Genomic DNA, 19998 nt, shown 5'->3' with positions numbered 1-19998 from the left:
GTAACCGTACGAATTACTAAATGACCTATCAAAAATCAGTATGGGATGATGTCCCTTCTATGAAATCATACACATTATCAAATTTTAGACAGCTTCCACAAATTCAACAACTTTCTGAAGAAAAACAATTTGAGATGGAGGTCGTAGGAAATGTATTACCATTTAAAGCAAATAATTATGTCGTTGAACAATTAATTGATTGGAACAATATTCCAAATGATCCAATTTTTGTTTTGACATTTCCTCAAAAAGGAATGTTAAAACCTCAGCATTATGATCAAATGGCTACAGCATTGAAAAATAATGCTGATAAAAAAGAAATTGCAAATATTGCAAATGAAATTCGTTTACAACTAAATCCACATCCAGCAGGTCAAATGGAACTCAATGTTCCAACATTACAAGATGGAACTAAATTATATGGAATGCAACACAAATACAAAGAAACTTGTTTGTTTTTCCCTAGTCAAAGTCAAACTTGTCATGCATATTGCAGCTTTTGTTTTAGATGGCCTCAATTTGTTGGAATGGATGAAATGAAATTTGCAATGCAAGAAGGTGAACAACTAGTTCAATATGTTAGAGAACATCCAGAAATTACAGATGTTTTGTTTACTGGTGGCGATCCAATGATCATGAAAGCAAAAATATTTTCAAAATACATTGATGCAATAATTGATGCAAATCTTCCAAATCTTAAAACTATCAGAATTGGAACAAAAGCACTTGCATACTGGCCTTACAAATTTTTGACAGATTCAGATTCTCAAGAAATGTTAGAAGTTTTTAAAAAAATCACTGATAGCGGTTTACATCTTGCATTCATGGCTCATTTTAATCATCTAAATGAATTATCTACATCTGCAGTAAAAGATGCAATTAAGGAAGTTAGAAAAACAGGTGCACAAATCAGAACCCAATCACCTCTTTTAACACACATTAATGATGATGCTGAAATGTGGGCAAAAATGTGGACAAAACAGGTTGAATTAGGTTGTATTCCATATTACATGTTTGTAGTTAGAGATACAGGTGCTCAACACTACTTTGGAATTTCTTTAGTTAAAGCACATGAAATTTTTAGGAAAGCTTATTCTTCAGTTAGTGGAATTGCAAGAACTGTTAGAGGACCAAGTATGTCTGCCACACCTGGAAAAGTCCATGTTATGGGAACTACAAACGTAAATAATCAAAAAGCAATGGTTTTGAGATTCATTCAAGGTCGAAATCCTAATTGGGTAGATATACCATTTTTTGCAAAATATGACGAAAAAGCAATTTGGTTAGATGATTTAAAACCCATATCTGATGAAAAATTCTTCTTTGAGGAAGAAATGCTAGAATTCCAAAAAAAAAAATAAAATGAATTGAGAATTTTATCCTAAACTTTACCTGACTTTATTGACAATTCTATCTTACTAGATAAGATTAGTAAAATAATTTATAAGATTTAGTAATTGGATTCTAAACAAGTTCTACAAATTATTGAGGATGAAAAAATATCTTTTATTGATTTTTGGTTTGTTGATATTTTTGGTGAACTCCATAATGTTGGGATGCCAAGTTATGCAATTGACGAAAATAGTTTTGTAAATGGCCTTGAAAAACTTGATGCTAGTTCAATTGTTGGATTTAAATCTGTAAATAGTTCTGACATGATTTTAATGCCTGATCCAAATTCATTCAAAATTTTACCAAGTGATTATGATCCTGGACATAGAAAAAATGCAAGAATATTTTGTGATCTATATGATGGTAGTACAAATAAGGAATCACGCTACAATAGAGATTCTAGAGGAATCGCACATAAAGCATCTCAGAAACTTGAAGAATTTGGATTTACTCATACAAATTGGGGTCCTGAAATAGAATTCTTTGTTTTTGATTCAATTAGTGTTTACCCTTCACCATATGCTGCAACTCATTCAGGTGGTGGTTCAGGTTATTCAATTGAATCTAAAGAATCACCATGGGCAAAAGGTAATGTTAGTACAGCAATTGATATCAAAGAAGGATATTACCCATCACAACCAAAAGATACACTTGAAGGATTTAGAAAAGATGTATGTGATGATTTGTATAATTATTTTGGAATAAAAATTGAAGCTGAGCATCATGAAGTTGCTACTTCAGGTCAATGTGAAATTAATTTAGTTTATGATGAAATGATTGGAATGGCAGATAATGTTATTGCAGTAAAAAATTTAGTTAAAGTCAAAGCTAAAAGAAAAAATAAAGTAGCAACTTTTATGCCAAAACCGATTTTTGGTGATAATGCATCAGCTATGCACACTCACCAAAGTTTATGGAAAGATAATACTAATGTCATGTATGATCATGACGACGACGTTGCTCAAATGAGTCAAACTGGCAGATATTATGTTGGAGAGTGAGTGAAGAGTATCTGGAGCTAGTCAAATCTTACCCTTGCCCTCTCTCTTACATCAGAGGTCATCTCTTTAAGATTTGGTTCCATGTGTAAGTCTAGACATGTGTTGTGAATGACCTACAGCTAATTAACAGGGTCATACTCATAATGAAGGTACAGCTAATTAACAGGGTCATACTCATAATGAAGGTACAGCTAATTAATAGGGTCATGCTCATAATGAAGGTACAGCTAGTTAACAGGGACATACTCATAGTGAAGGTACAGAGTTCAATCCAACATGTAACATTTCTACTACTGTACAATACGGAGTTAATATTTCACAAATTTCACGAAAAAGGAACGATAGGAAGATATTGTATAGTTGCCAGCCAATTGTGAAATTAGATTCCGTGAAAGAGATTGCGAAATTTGGATCCCGTGAAAAACTTTGCTATACGTATATTCCATTCCTAATGTGTGTGTGTGTACAAATATTTTGTCTATTAGAACTGACAATTATATGTTCATCCAGTCTCAAACAACCAGAGTATCAGTGCTACAGAGAGCAATTTGGTGTAGCTAGGTCTATGGATACGATGGTTCGACTCACAGCAGAACTCAAATCATTGCTGTTGGTAAGTTAGTCATAGAGTTAGTGGAGTGGGGGGTGGAGAGGTGAATGATTGTGGAGTGTGTGTGTGTGGGTGTGTGGGTGGGTGGGTGGATGGAGAAGTGAATGATTGATAACATTTTACATTTTGTCAATTGTATTGTCCATCTGTGTCAATGTATGTCCATTATTGTCTATCTTGGTTCATCTTTGTCCATCCTTTGTTATGTTTGTTCTTCATTGTTCACCTCTGTTTGTGACTGTCACGTTATATAGACTAGATTGTCTCCCGATGAACTAACAGCAGAGTTCTCATTAGACAGTATACCATTCTGGAGATGCCAGCCTTACGTGAGACCAAGGTACACTATCATTTTAGAATGTATTGAGGCAAGAAGGTTTCACGCAGGAGGGAGGGAGGCAAGGGGTGGAGTTAATTAATGCTCCCCTGTGCTCTGGTTCTCTACACTATCAAGTGAAGACTAGTGTTATGAGACCAATCCCCGTTATTGCATGTGACACTATATCCATGCACTGGTACATGTATAAGCATTGCCTGTCCAGTACCGGCATTAGTACCAATTTAAGTGATTTGTGTCCAACTAACCTTTGTTGTTCTTATCAGCTCTACTCAGGTCAAGGAGACACCACCAGGTAGTCACAAGAGGTCAAGGGTCGCATCTGATACAGAGGATAGTGTGGATTCTGCTGAGCTGGCTGATCTGGTTGCTAAGAGACAGAAACAAAAAGGAGAAGATTTAAAAAAGGCAATAAAAGAAGAGACTGTTGTAAGCCTGCCAAAAAGTACGCCAAAGCATTTAATCACCATATCTTACAAAGATCCAAGTACTATCCGCCTGCCTTTTGCTGTACATACAGTTTGATGTGATACAATATGAGCATGGCCAAAATTCTTTGAAGGCTGACCATCTGCCTTAGTTCTTTTCTATGTACCTCTTTCCTTGGAAATCAAGCTTGTTGCTCTGGCCAATTATTATCATTTGTGCGCCTATGTCAGAAGCACTGGGTGTCCTAGTCACCGTAACATGAATTATATTATAGAGTTATTGCACCTAGCCTGTTGTTCCTCTTGTATGCATTAACACAGAGAGGCAATGGATCACATGTGCTGCATGCAAAGCCAACCCAAAGGTAAACCCTTTCTCTCCTTGTTCATAAGAGCAAGCATTACTAGTGATTGTTGTTGTTGTTGTTATTATTGTTGTTATTATTGTCGTTGTTATTTGTATTCTTGCAGGGTATGAAGTGCGTTCATGCTATGTGTAAAGTATGCTGCAGAGTGAAGTGTAGAACAGAAAGATTGGACTGCGCAGGTATGATTGTGATTCATTGTACATGTGTACTTATAGGCTTAATTACAATCACCACAGAAAATGTTTATCACTTGATATCATCTACGAAATTGGTTTCGTTAATGAAGGGAACCATTGCTGTACACACAAACTTCCAAGTGGATCAAAAACATTCTATATTGTCAGGGGATGAGAGGTCATCAAGAGGGTAACTTTTGTCCCGGCCCTACCCACCTTTCCCCGAAGTGCAGCCCTGGGTACCCCGTATGTGACTTCTAAACTATTACATCATTTGTTGTTGCTATTATACAGGACATAGGTTCACTAGTCGTCACATGGACAAGCACAAAGACAGCTGTACGGATAATGGATCACATTTACTAGTCCGAACTAACAAGACTGAACAAACTGAAATTAGGGAAGAAAAGGAACTACCTATTTCAATGAGCTAGTATCAACATGTACATGAATTGTATTATATTTATTGCTGCACCTAATATAACATGCGCTTCACATATGGTATTAATCGATACAGTAAAAAAATAAAAGAATTATTGTATTCCACGAGCTTAGGCTCTGACGACCTTTACCAAACAGCAAACCTTGACACTGGAGCGATGAGTGCTATACTTACAAGAGTGTTTCGTTCGTCCTACTATCTCCATAAGGTTCAACACGACACTACAGTACTGCATTATAAGAGGAGTCCAACATGGCGTTCTCTAGTGCTATTTACTGGTGAGAATCTCGATTGCCATGCAAAATTTAAACTTTGTGGTCATGCAACCTCAATATTTTTTCTGTTCTACAGTTCTTTTTGCTCTGACACACTACATATCAACACAAGCTGGTAAGTCGATGGCCCTGTATCAGGTGATCCATCTAATATTACAGCGGATAATACATCGAACAGACGTGAATAGCGAATGGCATAGGCCTAAGCATAGCACTAAATTTTGTATGCTACTGTTGTACAAATTGTGTGTGTGTATTAATGTTCTATACCGTCATGTATGTGTATGCAGAGATCTGGTATCTAGGGATAATTTGCTATGCTTTAGGAGTCTACTTTTGCTACATCGCCACTGAAAAATATGAGGTAGGGAGGTATGGCATAATTGGATATCAGTAATGCATTGTGTAGTGATTATTCTCAATATTGATCATTGCTCTGTCATTGTAAGATTCTAATAATTTATTCAGTAATCTAATACAGTGTTTATTGAGTCCAAGTATATAGACACACACATACACTGCCTTATATGAGTTATGTTTGATGAGTTTTTGCCAAATAAACTGACTTTGTTGACTTTATTTGGTATGGTAGTGTGTCAACATGTTTGTTAAACAGACATGTTACCTCTAACTATTTAGGAGGTGGTATTTGATAAAGACAAAGGAACAGTGTCTCTCATGAATGCAAGGTTTCTGGAGAAGCATTTGTTAGGCTATAGAAGAAAGAGTGAGTATTTTGATTAGCCATAACTTCAGTTGGGAAGGTCCAATTTCAACAATCTCTGTAAGCTAACAATTATTTTTAGTACTGAGTGTATGTATATACTTCTAATGCAGTTGTATCAGAATTGAGTGAAATAGTAGCTGTATCAGTGGAGGAACAGAAGATGCCACTAGGAGGAACAGGATTCACGGTGTGTGTGTGTGTGTGTGTGTGTGTGTGTGTGTAATGATATAACTACTTCTCTTGGTTGTACTTAAATAACAGTAGACAGAAAATAATGTGATTATGGGGGTACCACGGACTAATCTATGGTAATAGCGTTAACGCTATCGTGCATTGTGTTATTATTCTAGTTGTTTATGCAGCATGTTATTGTTATGTTCATCATGTACCTTTGTGTTCTAGGTTCTTCTGCTGTTCTTGTCCGGTTTGACCCTCTCTCTTACTGCCCAATGCACCCTAGGAGACAAGACGTACGTCTACTACATACTACCCTTTATGTTGATAGCATTTTCGTTCACCCCCCCCCCCCCCCCCCACACCACACACACACACACAGAACATAAGAAGGTGGAGGAAGAGATATCAAAGTTTCTTGGAATTCCCTGTCCTACATGTAAATCAACAGACAATGGAAAGACAAAATCAGACTAATCTGTATTATTTTCACATGTATAAATTATTATAGTCACTGCTGATTGTTTATCAAAAACGGTTAGTACCATCATTTTCAATAAACTAGATCTACTCTAACACAATATACATGTACATTTAGTGCATTTCTGCTGACCTGCACATACGCACAATAATGCTGTGGTCATCCTGACGTAAACATTAGGTCATTGTGACTAAAAATAGAACAATTATTGAGAACTCTATAAAAACCGCGGACTTGGTAAGAAAGTTCAGTCTCATCTGTTCCAACATTCGAGTCTCCGGCGCTTTCTCTCACAACTCCATGGAGCCAAGAGAGATGGTGTCGTGTGCAGTTGTGCAAGGTCCCCCCACACACTGACGCTTACTTCGCTTCCTTCGTCCAGCGTGCAGCCTGGCGTATGCCTACTGTTCACTGACAGAAACCCGCTCCTAGAGGCTTGTTACCACAGCGGCCACGCTATCACCAGTATCTGGTGCTCAGTGGCAGGTGACAGGTCCTCTTGGGGCACCCAGGTTGCACTGGTCATTATGACTGCCCTCCATGAGAGGGTGTGTTGTTTTGTACTGGTGTGGTCTGGGTACTTATACGTCTTCAGCTCAATATCCGATGTGGGACAGTCTACCTAATGGAGGTGCTGTAAGCGTTCAGTGGATGGGGGGATCTGTCATGCTCCATACAACACCATTTCATTTGGTCCATAGATCTCTACACTTGTGTATAATAATAATGCACTTCGTATTGATATGTATGACTAGACTTTTCATATATACATGTAGCCGAGATAAAACAAGAAAAGGTTCCGAGTTTTAACATGAAACAACTGAACCATCAAAATCTTGAAAAGTATAATAATGTAATCATGTATATGTAGTTATAGTACAAAGCAACTAACGAGTTCTAACAATACTGCACACATGTTCTAATGATGTCATTAACCCCTTGTTGACTACCAGGTCTACGGCAACTTCGGGTATAGTTGCACCCCTATAGACCAGCTCAAGTATTAGGGACTGCACATGGGAGAGAACACAGAGCAGTAAATAATTACACATTCAAGCTTTGCAGGCTAGCTCCATCCTGCACTTCCCATATCATGTGGAATTAGCTATTACATCATTGATGGAAGAACAATCACTCACCTGACATCTCTTTCCAATCATCCCAGTCTCACAAAGGGCTAAGAGGTGGTCGAATACTCTCTTCCTACGATACAGGTAGTAGTCTTCTTTGCAACGAAGACCATTTATAAGCAGCTGCAGCATCCACACTCGCTCTTTACTGTGCTGTGTGTGTGTGTGTGTGTGTGTGTGTGTGTGTGTGTGTGTGTGTATTGCAATCCACAACAGACACTTTTGACACAATAAGACTGTTTGACCAATGCAATCACAATGAACATGAAGTACTCACCTCAACACTAGAGCTATGTATCATGGTAGCAAATAGAGGTATCTCTTCCAGGTCCAGCATCGGCTTGTAAACAAGAAAATGACTGACTACAGCATATAGTGGACTCTCTACAAAACAAGAAGCATACGTTCATGAATAGACATGCTAACTGATCTCTAATATTATAACCAGATCATTTAAACCAACTTAGATTAAAGAAACTTTGATACTATAAGCACATGAAAATACAGGAACAATTAAATCCAGCCTGGACCTTTGGTAAGCTAAACATTGCTGACAATTATCCATGTATCACAAGACACAGTATGATGGAGTAGTGTTGAACACGTACCAGCATGGAGCAAAAGTGAAGCAGTTTTAGCAGCAAATGCAGTGAAAATGGACGGAAGTCTACAATCTTTCTCTTTGATTGTGTTCTTCAACACTTCAAGGAGAAGAGATACCTATGTGTGTGTGTGTGTGTGCATGCTCAACGATAAGTTAAATACACCTCCTGAACTCAGCCCATAGTACACATACTAGCTACCTGAGCTTTCTCTCTGAATCGACTTCCTTCCAAGTGTGTGCAGAAGAGTGACAGACCACACCCACCTGCAGATCGTACCCCCTCTACAGTAGAGCTCAATGATACAATCAGGTAACCAAGGCAACCAGAGTCAACAAACTGCCGACAGTCAACGACACAACCTGTATACGTCAAATGAGCATTAATTGTCAAGGAGTGGGCTTTTGATAGGATCAATGTTGCCTACAGGCCGGGAGTGATGGACAGTCCTCATGTATCTACTTACTAGGGTCAAGTTGCTGAGTTAGCAGTGGGAGAAGGAAGCAAGGGTCGTACAGTTCCGCCCCTCCATTGGAGCCACACCTACTACTAGAGTCTACCTCTGAGAATGGATTCTCCGGCTGAAACAAACGACAAACAAAACACATAATCCAACATGCAAAGGTTATAACGAGGTTACTCACATTTAGAGTAGTGTTGATAGGAAAGTGTTTAGTTGATTCCAATAGCATGTCTCGTTTCAGCTGACTAATCACTTCTTGCATTCCAGGCTGTTTCCATAGTAACCATCCTACTTCCTGCCTCTGTCTATAGTGTTCTACTGCTGCTGGTCCCCATAGGAATGGTCTGGTAACAAAGAACGAGAGAATGATAAGGTGATGTCGAGTTGTAGGGTTATAATTAGATTGTGCCCAACCTGTATCTTCTCAATGAGACTCCACCCACTTCATACTTGAATAACAGATAGAGCAAACCTCTATCTAGTGTGCGTGCGTGCGTGCGAGTGTGTGTGTGTGTGAAAAAGAGGTAAAGTACACTTGACTACTGAACTGTTAGCTCTGACAAAGACAAATTTGTCAAAACCTTTTTAAAATTCACTACAATTGCATACACAGATAAAGAAACTGGACAACGTGAAAGACTGACTACAGTGTTACCTGATATACACCTGGTGGCAGAATAGGCATTGAGTAGAACAGGAACATGAGAACTGTTGCCTAGGGACGGTCTCAGTTCAACCATGGACACAAGGAGCTCTATCAGACATTCTACAGGAAGAGTTGACACACTATACACGTACAGTACTGCAGTAGTTTGCTCCACACAATATTATTGTTAGGTACAGTGGAAACTGTGAACAAATGACACAATTACAACCAAACTAAAGATGCTCTTCCCTCTACTAAACACTGATCTACAATGCTAACACAGACTGGATCTCTGAAAAGAGATTCCATTCGAGACTCCACTGCACAATGTAGTCATGAGCACTTCGCTTCGTAATGTCAAATACTACAAATAAACAGTTCGTATTACTACACGACAAACAATAGTACCTTTCAACTCATTTTGATCTGAGTCAGCACATTCGTCGTCATCATGGTCATGTGATAAGCACATGACAGGAAGGAATTTGGAATGAGACCACACCTTCTCATACAGGGATTCCAACAACTCTGTGTGATCAGTCACAGATCCTTGTAAACCACACCCACTTGATACACTAGTAGATGTGTAAACAAGTTTAACAAGATGAGCAAGCAACCGTAGAACCAACGGAGAAGAGAAGCAGTGTCTATGAGAATAGAGGACAAGAAAAATTAAACAATGTGTACCCTACACTTGAGGTAGGATTTCAGGTACTCCCTTGGTATATATATATGCCTTTGATGTGGTCACTGGAATGTACAGAAGGCTTTGATCTCTGTGAATTACCCCTCCCCAAAACAGCTTTAATGATGAATCTGCCATGCCTTAGTCTAAGACTGAATTACAAAGCAAGGTTATTGCGTAATGGCAGATCGACACTTACACCCAGCAAACGTACTTCAGTGCAGTATGGAATAATTTCACCAGCTCGGTAGCTAGCAGGTCCGATGTCATGGCAACCGCAGATGACAAGAGGCAATGCTGCATATATGAATTAATACAAGAAATTGATGAAATCATCTTAGCTTAAGCTTACAAGAAAGTTAATGCACACACCTTTTCTGTTCTAATTAAACGAATGTCAATTTTTCTGAACATTTTCAAGACGACAAACAGTAAAAACAAGCTGAGTGTGCACTCTAACTAGATTAATGTTTCGTAAACAACTGCTAGGAATTTCCCATAAAACACAGAAACCTTGCTCTATAATGAACTTAACTTTCTTTAAATAGTCATGTTAGAATCATTATTGCCTGCAACTTCCTTTTCACAAATTACATCAAGGTTCTGTGCATGTCAAACCGAACTTATCACCAATCACTTCAGTGTGTTGCCACCATGTTTAAACTTAATAAACACACATGTAGGTTTTCATTGAACACAAAAACAAATACACTGACACAAAATCATTTTGAGGCAAAAATATTTCAAAGCCAGATCGACACTCTTGTAAGACACTCAAGATGACTATTAGAGAAAGGCTGTGTATACTGGTTCTTCTGATGGTGCCACTGATTGCTACCGGTAAGTATACCCTTGACATAGTGTCTACAAACATGCATGCAGTGCTCAAATAACAGTTTGAGAATTTTCCTTAGAATACGCCTGTACTCTAACTTTGTCATAGTATACTTGTAGTGTAGAATGATCAACTAAAAGTGCCTATCAATGTACATGTAATCGCTTTCTAGCTACGTGATTGGCTGAATGTCACATGACAGCACTAACTTTGTCATAGTATACCTCTATTGTAGAATGATCAACTAAAGGTGCCTATCAATTTCTACACCTATCAATGTACACGCATGTACGACTAAACACAACACTGGCGTTGGTATCATTACGTGTGATATGAGATGTAATACATTCAATACAGGTCAAGACAGCATGTTCTGTCTGAATGCAACTAACGGTATGAGACCACTCCCACCCTTTAGTAATGACTACCAAATGCGTATATCCATTGAGCCTATCCAAGCACTGATCACTAGCTACCAGTTCCAATGTAGTGGGCGTATCAACATGTGGGCAACATACGTGCGCCCTGGGGGTGCGTCTGAGACTTACTCCATACAGTTCCAAGTCTGGAGACTTGGTTTAAACGAATGTTACACTCTCGTTGGAAACAATACATTTCAAAATATAGAACTGTCCGGGGAACTATTTCAAGAAGTTGTGAACGATAACCAACAAATTCAAGTCCAACCAGGTGATGTGGTGGGCTATCATCTCACGTATGACGGAGTAGGATCACTAGTTAATCCTGTTGGTCTCCTATATTCTGAAATGTACACGACCGAGAGCGTCTGGCTCACGACGCTGAGCAGTCCGTGGACGGGGAACCTGTGTCCAAATCCTAACATTGATCACACCAACCAAGATGGATTACCACTGAGGACAGCCTTATTTAACGGACCTATCATAGCTATTGGGTTCTGTGAACGTGAGTCAAGCAATAATACTATTGAATTTAAAAAATCAGTAATTCACTATAGTTATTTGAGCACAGGTTTGGGCAGATAGACAGGTATTTATTAGCCAAGTAGGAGCCAGCAACATCCTCTACCAGTTCAAAGGTCCTTGCCATCTAAATTTAGCTCTGCCATCCTGCTGAAGTTAAACCATGGTGTAATAATTACAATGTAATGTAGTTAATAAGTATATCCAATGTTATTGCTATGTAGCCTCCTCATCCTGTGTGACCAATATCCCCATAGCCACACCCACAGCCACTCCCACAACTATAATCCCCACAGTCATACCTACCACAGGCCAAGGAGGACCAGTTGACATGGAGTTAAGTATAGGGGCTAGCGTTACAGCCATTCCCACTCCCACGACTACAACCCCCATTGCCACACCCACAACAGACCAAGAAGGACCAGCTGACACAGAGTTAATTATAGGGGCTAGCGTGGGAGGGGGGATTGGTGCACTTGTGCTAATATCCATGGTGACCATAGTCATAGTCGTGCTACTTTGGTGCAAGACGATTAGGAAAAGATCATTAAAGGAAAACGTGTCTGAGCAGGAAGTAGATAATGACCTCTATGATGTCATACAGGAAGTACACATGGACACACGTGAGGACAAGAGCAAAAATTTCACAAGCAAACTGGATGTTGACATGGAAGACAACGAAGCTTACATCAGCGTTAGAGTACTAGCAGCTACGAATCCAACCTCTCACGAGAGACCATCAACGGAAAAGGAGTCGCTAGTGACTAATTCGGCTTATATAGCGACGACCACTGGAGTGGAACTTACCACCAGGGAAGATACAGCGTCCAATCATGATGAAGAAGTCGATGAGTACATGCACATGGCCCCTCTGACAATAATGGCCGACAGTGAGGAAGATGATTGTGAGGGTAACGAATATGACTATGTCAGGAACATATGATATTCACACAAGTGGGTGTGGTTTTATACAACTAACATTATACACACTTTTTACAATTTCTGTAGTACATGTACAGCAATGTTATATAATGAACACCAAACAAGAAATTTACAAGTTGCTTTTTAAATTATATCATTTTCTGTCATGCATGGACACCAAAAATACCATTGTAATACCTACAACAGACAACAGTTTCTTAACATCTCCAAGAATAGGCAAACATTGAAAACTAACCTTCATAAAGCCGATGGCACTCCCTAAAAGCTTTTTTCTCTCGTCGTTACATCTCCTTGTGACCGCACTCTTCAAAAAGCTCATTTTTTCTTCATCACCACATCTGCTCTCTTGAAACAATGCCTCTAATGTCTGTAACATCCTCTTCAAGATAAGGGAGGAGAGAGAATGGTCAGTGAGGGAGTCTTGTTGGAAGGAGAGAGCCAAGGAGAGCTGGTACCTACAAGATGTAACAGCACAAACTGAAAAGTCAGATAGTTGAAACACTGTATACTTGGGTTTGAGCACTCAATTGTGCTTATTGGGACAATAATAGCAAGAAAGTTTGCACTTAACATTTGAGCAAATTTAATCAATTATGTTTTGAGTATATTAAGTTAAAACAGCATCGGACAAGAACAGTTCAACGTTCAGTACAGAACAAGCTTGGTATACTAACTAGTGTATACACAAATTACCTCGTCCAGCAGGTGGGAATCTTATTCCACTTCCCCAACAACTTCTGTAACTTCCTCACACCTGGTTGTGATGTATGTATAATTAGGGTACAATACAACAGTATACCAAATATAACAAACACAGCATACTAGTATAGCACACTGTGTATTAGAACATACTAGTACAGCACACTGTGTATTAGAACATACTAGTTTAGCACACTGTGTATTAGAACATACTAGTTTAGCACACTGTGTATTAGAACATACTAGTTTAGCACACTGTGTATTAGAACATACTAGTACAGCACACTGTGTATTAGAACATACTAGTACAGCACACTGTGTATTAGAACATACTAGTATAGCACACTGTGTATTAGAACATACTAGTATAGCACACTTTGTATTAGAACATACTAGTTTAGCACACTGTGTATTAGAACATATTAGTACAGCACACTGTGTATTAGAACTGTATGTATGCTAATTACTATTTTAACATCCGTACCAGAACATGCCCATACCTTTAGGCAGTAGTGAAGTGAGGGAGGTCAGGATAGTGGAACACACGACCTGATATACGGAAAGTTGTGTGTTGTAATTTAAATATTATAGTATACAGTTTACATGACAATGACTACTACAACAGCTGCCTATATAGCACATATTATAGTACATTAGTACACTCAACTACAACAGCTGACTATATAGCACATATTATGTACATTAGTACACTCAACTACAACCATCAAGGTCTTTATGAAAATACATTTCAAGCTGGAGTAGGTAATGGGAATTCTCTGATTAATTATAACGACAAAGACTCAGATTGAAACATCAAGAAAAACAGTAAGCTGGTATCTGAGAATCCACCTTAAAATATGAGGTCTATTATAGACAAGAGGTTGACTCACAATATTATCTTGGCAATACGAAGCTGTGTCTGTGATAACTTCTGAACAGACTGGCCACACTCGTTTGCCAAATATCTTTACTGCTTCTTTCTCCTCAATGGCCTCTGGTTTGTCCTTACCTCTCCGTATCAGATGGTCAAGATATGAGGACAGTACCTTGAGACGATACAGCTGTTGACTTTCTAAAAATGAGCGGTGTCTTTCATCTTTCATCTTTGGAACGGAGTCAAGATGTTCGCAAAGTTCACTAAGAAGTGTGGTTTTGAAAAAAGAAACTGTAGACATTTCAAACAAGACAGCTGCTATTTTGGCAGAGAAGGGAGAAGGAAACTGAACACAGTGTTTGAGAAGCTTAGTCATTGATTTGTCTGAAAGGGCAGGAGTTACAATGCTTGGCTTGCAGAAGACAAGGTCGGCACTTTGAGAGGACATTTGTGAAGATTCAAGCAAAGCTTTAGCTCGAGAATTGTGAGTACAACTGTCATGTAATCGAGTAAAAATTTCATTGAGTTTGTCAGAAATGAACGAACAGGACATTATAACAGTTTGACGACTAACTAACCAGTGTGCATCTAGATGGTCAGGTTTTACGACAGCTGAGTAGTTATTTGGGGGAGGTGTGAGTTTTGAGGATGAGTTTTGATGGCAGTCAGTAAACTGAGTAGAGAAGAGTGAGTGTAAGCTAGACATAAAAACATCCTTCTCCTCTCGAACAGTGCTGACAGCATCACAACTGCCCTGAGTCATGGCAGCCACTTGTGTGCCAGTTACAGTTGTTGAATCAAGCCTCTCCTTCAAGACTGTGTAGATAGCAGAATACAGCTCAACACCTGTAGATCTCACGGCAAACTCCACAATATTTTCAAGAGCCTTCCTAGAGACACATAATCCAGTTTCATTAGCAGTGTTGGAGCAAACAACTGGCCACTCTCTATCCATATAATCGTCATCTTCTGCTTGTCTAGCACGAGCTGGATCTATCAGAACATCGAGAATGGTTGCTAGAAGGTCTATGCAGACTTGAGTCGACACTATATCTGGGAGAAGTGTCTCTATGAACTTATTGGCCATTCGGTTGTCAATGCAGTCACAGAGGTCATGCATATGATCACCAAGAAGACCACCTATGAAACAGTAGTAGATATTCACTAATGACCGCATGTACACATGAACATTTAGTAATGGTTGATGTATTGCAATCCACAATTGAAAAAAAAAAGACAGCACAGTACATGCAGTGGTTGCTATGGAGACGGTGTGCCTTAACTTGGGGATATCTATTATCACCAATCAGAGTAGAGTAGCAAGGTCTTCAGTAGGCGTGGTGACCACACCCATCAGGTTCTTGATCATCGGTACTCATCATATTGGTGGACATACCAGTATATTAATTCAGAGAGGGTTGGAAATGCTCCCAGACACCCTGAGGGCCCACTTATATACACTTACGACCAAAGCATTTCTCCCACCCTAGGTATGGAACCCAACCTAAGCTCAAATAAGGTTTGAAAATGACCAGACTGTGGATACTCTACAGTCACTATGGGTACACAAATACAAAAGACAAGATGTACTATCAAGGTAAAGATAGAGTGGACATTGGGTTCTGTGTGTTCCCTGTTGAATACACACAAACACAGTGACAGTTGATTACCAATTATCTCCTCTTCAAGACAAGCATTTTTAAAGAAGAATGATAAGTATTGGAGCAACTGTTCAGCAATGAATTTGATACTGTCGTATGTCTTGACCTCTGGAAAATGGCGGACACCAGTCCTTACGAGTTCCCCGACCTTTTCATTGAAAAGGAGTGTGTAGTCAGTGTTTCGTCGTTGCTTTGGTAATTTGCTTTTGGTGTCTTTTTTTTGTTTGTGTTTCCGTGAAGATGATGAATACAAATCAAAATCATCGGGAAAAGGTGGTTCTTTCACTGGAAGAAAAGCCTCTCTAATTAACCGACTCTCAAATATTTCACACAAAATAAGCTTATACTCAACTTCAGTGGTCGAAGTAGAATGCACAACAGAAGAAGATTGTTTGGAGGAGGTGGCCATTTTTGCTAATGCCTCGAAAAGTAAATCAAACAAGAACGTCACATCATACTCAGTTCCTACTCTTGAGTCCTGCAAATAGAAAAATAAAGGACACACACAGATACTCATGGTACAATCTATTAATTACAGGGAGCTTGGATCCTGAAATTATGCTGATGTCAGCAAACACGGCTAGTAATAAAAACTGTGTACATACTGTTGATACATACATCAAGTCCTATTAGTTACATACCTGACAAGACTTCCACAGTCTCCATAGCAACATCAACAATGCTCTTACAGAACAGTGAAACTCTTCATCACTAACACAGAGAACTTCAAACCTCTCTGAAATACGACCTTTGACCTCATTGGCAACAACCAATGTGTAACTTTTATCTTGTCCTTTAACACCTCCTGAGAGGAGAGAAAGGAACGACTGTTTCTTCTTTTCGAGTACTGGGTTGCTCTCTGACTCAAAGACTGGCCCAAGGTGGCGGTGAACAAAACTTGCTGACTCATCAGAATTAGAGACCAGTAGAAGTTTACGAATCAAGTTGGTTGTGAACTTCATCTCCAATGGACCTGCAAGGTTGTCATAGAGATATAGATATAAAATCATTACAGTCGTGCAATCTTTATGACTTGCAATTAACGTTTACCGTTAGAGCTGCATGTATGAGAGCGTAATATGCAGCACATAATAAAAGATTCAAATGAAGAATCCATTCCATTAACTCACTGCTGTCCGGGAGAGTTAAGGAGAGCAAACTATGGATGAGGGGGGATACTTTGTCACTTTCAGGCTCGCTGTTGTCTTCATTGTGTGTCACATGACTGTCACATGGCTCAGAAATCTCTGGGATTATGAGTGGGGCAGCTATTTCAAAAGAAATGAAATAAACAAGCACCGTAACGCTCACAAAACACAATTAAAACTTCCAACTTCACATGCATATCATGAAGGTGTTCTTGACTGACGATTTCATATCAGAACAAAATGCATGATAAATAGCTACACACTATATACAGGGGTTGGAGGAAACAGTCATCGACCTGCATCGACGTTGAGTAGTTCCACTTACCAAGTATCTCTTTCAAATTGGAACATCTCTGCTCTTTTGGACGGGGGATAGCTTTAATTTCAGAATGAAACTTTGACTCGACCTTTATTGCCGTCAATAAAACCTTAGTAACAAAGTTCACCAAGAGTTCATTATCCTCAAGAGTGGAGGTGTGGCATTCCTTCAGTGTGAGTAAGATGATGGAAACCTCACAGCTGTAGCCTCGGAGGATATCCATGGAAACCAGCAACTGCAATTTACAGCAGAGAGTAATCATGGATTAAGTTACAAAGATATACTAATAATATTCATAATCAACATGTGTGGGACATGTACTTCATGAATAATCACCTCACATAACCCTACACTGAATTCTGAGTAACCAATATTCCAGGCTATGAATATTATTATTATAAACAAGACACACCTCCTAACCTGATCATTCTCAGTAAACAGCATAATATTTATAAAGAGGTGACTACAACAAAAACAAGAGTAGATCACTAAGAGCTAGCTACCATAATATTATTATGGCTACTAATACAGAGACTAGAGGGGGGTATGAATACAAATTTGTGGAGGAGCCCCCAGATAGTCTCAATTGTCTAATCTGCCTCTCCGTTGTCAAGCAACCTCAACAGCATACTGAATGTGGGAAGCTGTTCTGTTTGAGTTGTATCACTGAACACAGAAAGACAAGCCGTGAATGTCCTCACTGTAGACAGGACCTGAAAACCTTCAGTGATCGCAAAAGTAAGTTTCGTTACTATTCATCTTGAACAGTGTATAATTATATTAAACAATACATTATATACAGGTGCACAAGAGGTAAATGCCCTGAAGGTTAGGTGTGAGAGCCTCATCAATGGCTGTGAGTGGGTGGGCGAACTGAGTTATATCAATTATTGTTCCCTGCCCTAACGAGTGTGAGATAAAGAAACTCTTGCGCAAAAATTTTGACAGTCACATAACGGAGTGTCCAAGACGCCAGTACAAATGTCCACACTGCGACGAGATTGGTCGATACCAAGAACGAACAACCAATCACCTTGACAACTGCCTAAAGGTCGAGGTCCAATGTCCAAACGCTGAGTGCAAAGACAAAATTCTTCGTTGTGATGTTGCTGCTCATCGCTCTGTCTGTGGATATCAACAAGTCCAATGCAAGTTCACTGAGTTTGGGTGTGAAATGAGAGTGATCAGGAAAGATATGAAGGCTCGCGAGGAAGATGACCAGCTACATCTTCAGATCACGAAAGAGAAAGTACTTGAGCTGACAAAAATAGCTAGGAAACCCAACTCACCTACTGTCTTCAAATTCAAACGGTTTAACGAACACAAAGAGCAGAAAAAAACTTTTTTTAGCCCACCATTTTACTCGAGCCAAACTGGTTACAGGTTCAATATCAGAGTTGACGCTGCCGGTGAAGATGATGCTCATGATGATGACAATGACACCAACATCTCTGTCTTTGTGTATCTACAGAAGGGGAGAAACGATGACTCCCTCACCTGGCCATTCAGAGGGTCAGTTACTGTGGAGTTACTTAACCAACTGGAAGACAGAAACCATAGAAAAGTGATCCTAGATTATTCAACACGCAGAGAAGCGGCGGCAGGAATTAGAAACACAGGATGGGGGTTTTCAAACTTTATACATCACACACAACTTGGTCACCAGCCTAGCATTAACCGTCAGCATCTCAAAGACAACACTCTAGTCTTCAGAGTTTCTGTTGAAATACCAGACTACAAACCGTGGTTGGAGAGTACAGTCTAGACATGAGTGAACAACAAACAGTTACATAACAGAGAGAATATTTTATTAACTCCATATTAATTAACAGGTATGCCTCTGATATCATTACTGCTTTGACACCTACCAGGTGACTGTCATTTTCTGGCTAACAACGAATGTGTGTGGTAAAGTACTTGTGTTGTTATGTAAGTATTGTAGTTCTGTACACTAGCTGTATTGTAACTTCACATAATATTATAATATGTACAAACTCTGTAATGGTTACACAATAAAACAGAATGATCAAACTGTCCTGAACAATAACTAAGCATTCTATGAACTATGAATACACTAAACAAGGCAATCTGGATATGCACACCTGGCTTTTTGATGAGTATGACATTGTGGTATCAAGGCACTAGACACCACTAATACGATCAGGGAGTATACCAATGGATCACCACAAAAACCACATATATTATTTAAAGATCGATGTTCTGTTTTGAATTTTCTAACCCTGTTTGTGTCATTATAAACTTTATGTAAGCAAGCATTGTATCACGGAATTAAAAACAACTTCACATAATACACAAGTATTGCCAATAATATTATGAACCTACATAGTCGATAAATATTAAAGGAATAGAGACTTAACACCTGCATTACTTGAAGGTTACAGAGTATGAAAACAGTGCTACAATCAGTCCTAGTCAACCACCATTAAGTAAGGGGTTGATACAACTTGCAATACAGACACCCACATACATGTAGCGATTACAACAAGGGCAAAATAAGGAATTAAGGGTGCTCGGTCATGACAACCACACTACTACAATGGAATGTAATTAAAACCATAGATAATGATATTCATAAACCGAAAATCCAGCAGCTAGTACAAGCGCTCTATGTAAAATACATA

At 39.1% G+C, this 19998-nt stretch carries 6 protein-coding genes; 5 read left to right on the top strand and 1 reads right to left on the bottom strand.

Annotation, left to right across the window (positions count from 1 at the left end; translation table 11 throughout):
* Positions 1 to 20: 20 nt before the first annotated feature.
* The 4 genes from AW732_RS00840 (at position 21) to AW732_RS00820 (ending at position 12656) form a co-directional block, all read left to right on the top strand.
* A complete protein-coding gene (locus AW732_RS00840; RefSeq protein WP_067957129.1) occupies positions 21 to 1361 on the top strand; it encodes a lysine 2,3-aminomutase in 1341 nt (446 codons plus the stop codon).
* Between the two features lie 96 nt (positions 1362 to 1457).
* Positions 1458 to 2393 carry a glutamine synthetase beta-grasp domain-containing protein gene (locus tag AW732_RS00835; RefSeq protein WP_253805519.1) on the top strand — a complete coding sequence of 312 codons (936 nt, stop codon included), beginning with the start codon at positions 1458 to 1460 and terminating at the stop codon, positions 2391 to 2393.
* A 1286-nt stretch (positions 2394 to 3679) separates the two neighbouring features.
* A complete protein-coding gene (locus tag AW732_RS08500; RefSeq protein WP_156416044.1) occupies positions 3680 to 3865 on the top strand; it encodes a hypothetical protein in 186 nt (61 codons plus the stop codon).
* Positions 3866 to 12044: 8179 nt separating this feature from the next.
* Positions 12045 to 12656 carry a hypothetical protein gene (locus AW732_RS00820; protein ID WP_067957120.1) on the top strand — a complete coding sequence of 204 codons (612 nt, stop codon included), beginning with the start codon at positions 12045 to 12047 and terminating at the stop codon, positions 12654 to 12656.
* Between the two features lie 1498 nt (positions 12657 to 14154).
* On the opposite strand, the gene AW732_RS08490 is transcribed toward AW732_RS00820, so the two are convergent.
* Complete coding sequence (locus AW732_RS08490; RefSeq protein ID WP_156416043.1) at positions 14155 to 14781, bottom strand: hypothetical protein; 627 nt, start codon at positions 14779 to 14781, stop codon at positions 14155 to 14157.
* 3770 nt (positions 14782 to 18551) lie between these two features.
* On the opposite strand from AW732_RS08490, the gene AW732_RS00795 reads away from it, so the two are divergent.
* A complete protein-coding gene (locus AW732_RS00795; RefSeq protein WP_216634401.1) occupies positions 18552 to 19121 on the top strand; it encodes a hypothetical protein in 570 nt (189 codons plus the stop codon).
* The last annotated feature ends 877 nt before the right edge of the window (positions 19122 to 19998 follow it).

Origin of the sequence: Nitrosopumilus sp. Nsub (genome assembly GCF_001541925.1) — an archaeon.
Lineage (GTDB): Archaea > Thermoproteota > Nitrososphaeria > Nitrososphaerales > Nitrosopumilaceae > Nitrosopumilus.
The sequence above is the reverse complement of the archived record's forward strand: the minus strand, read 5'-3'. Positions and strand labels throughout refer to the sequence as shown.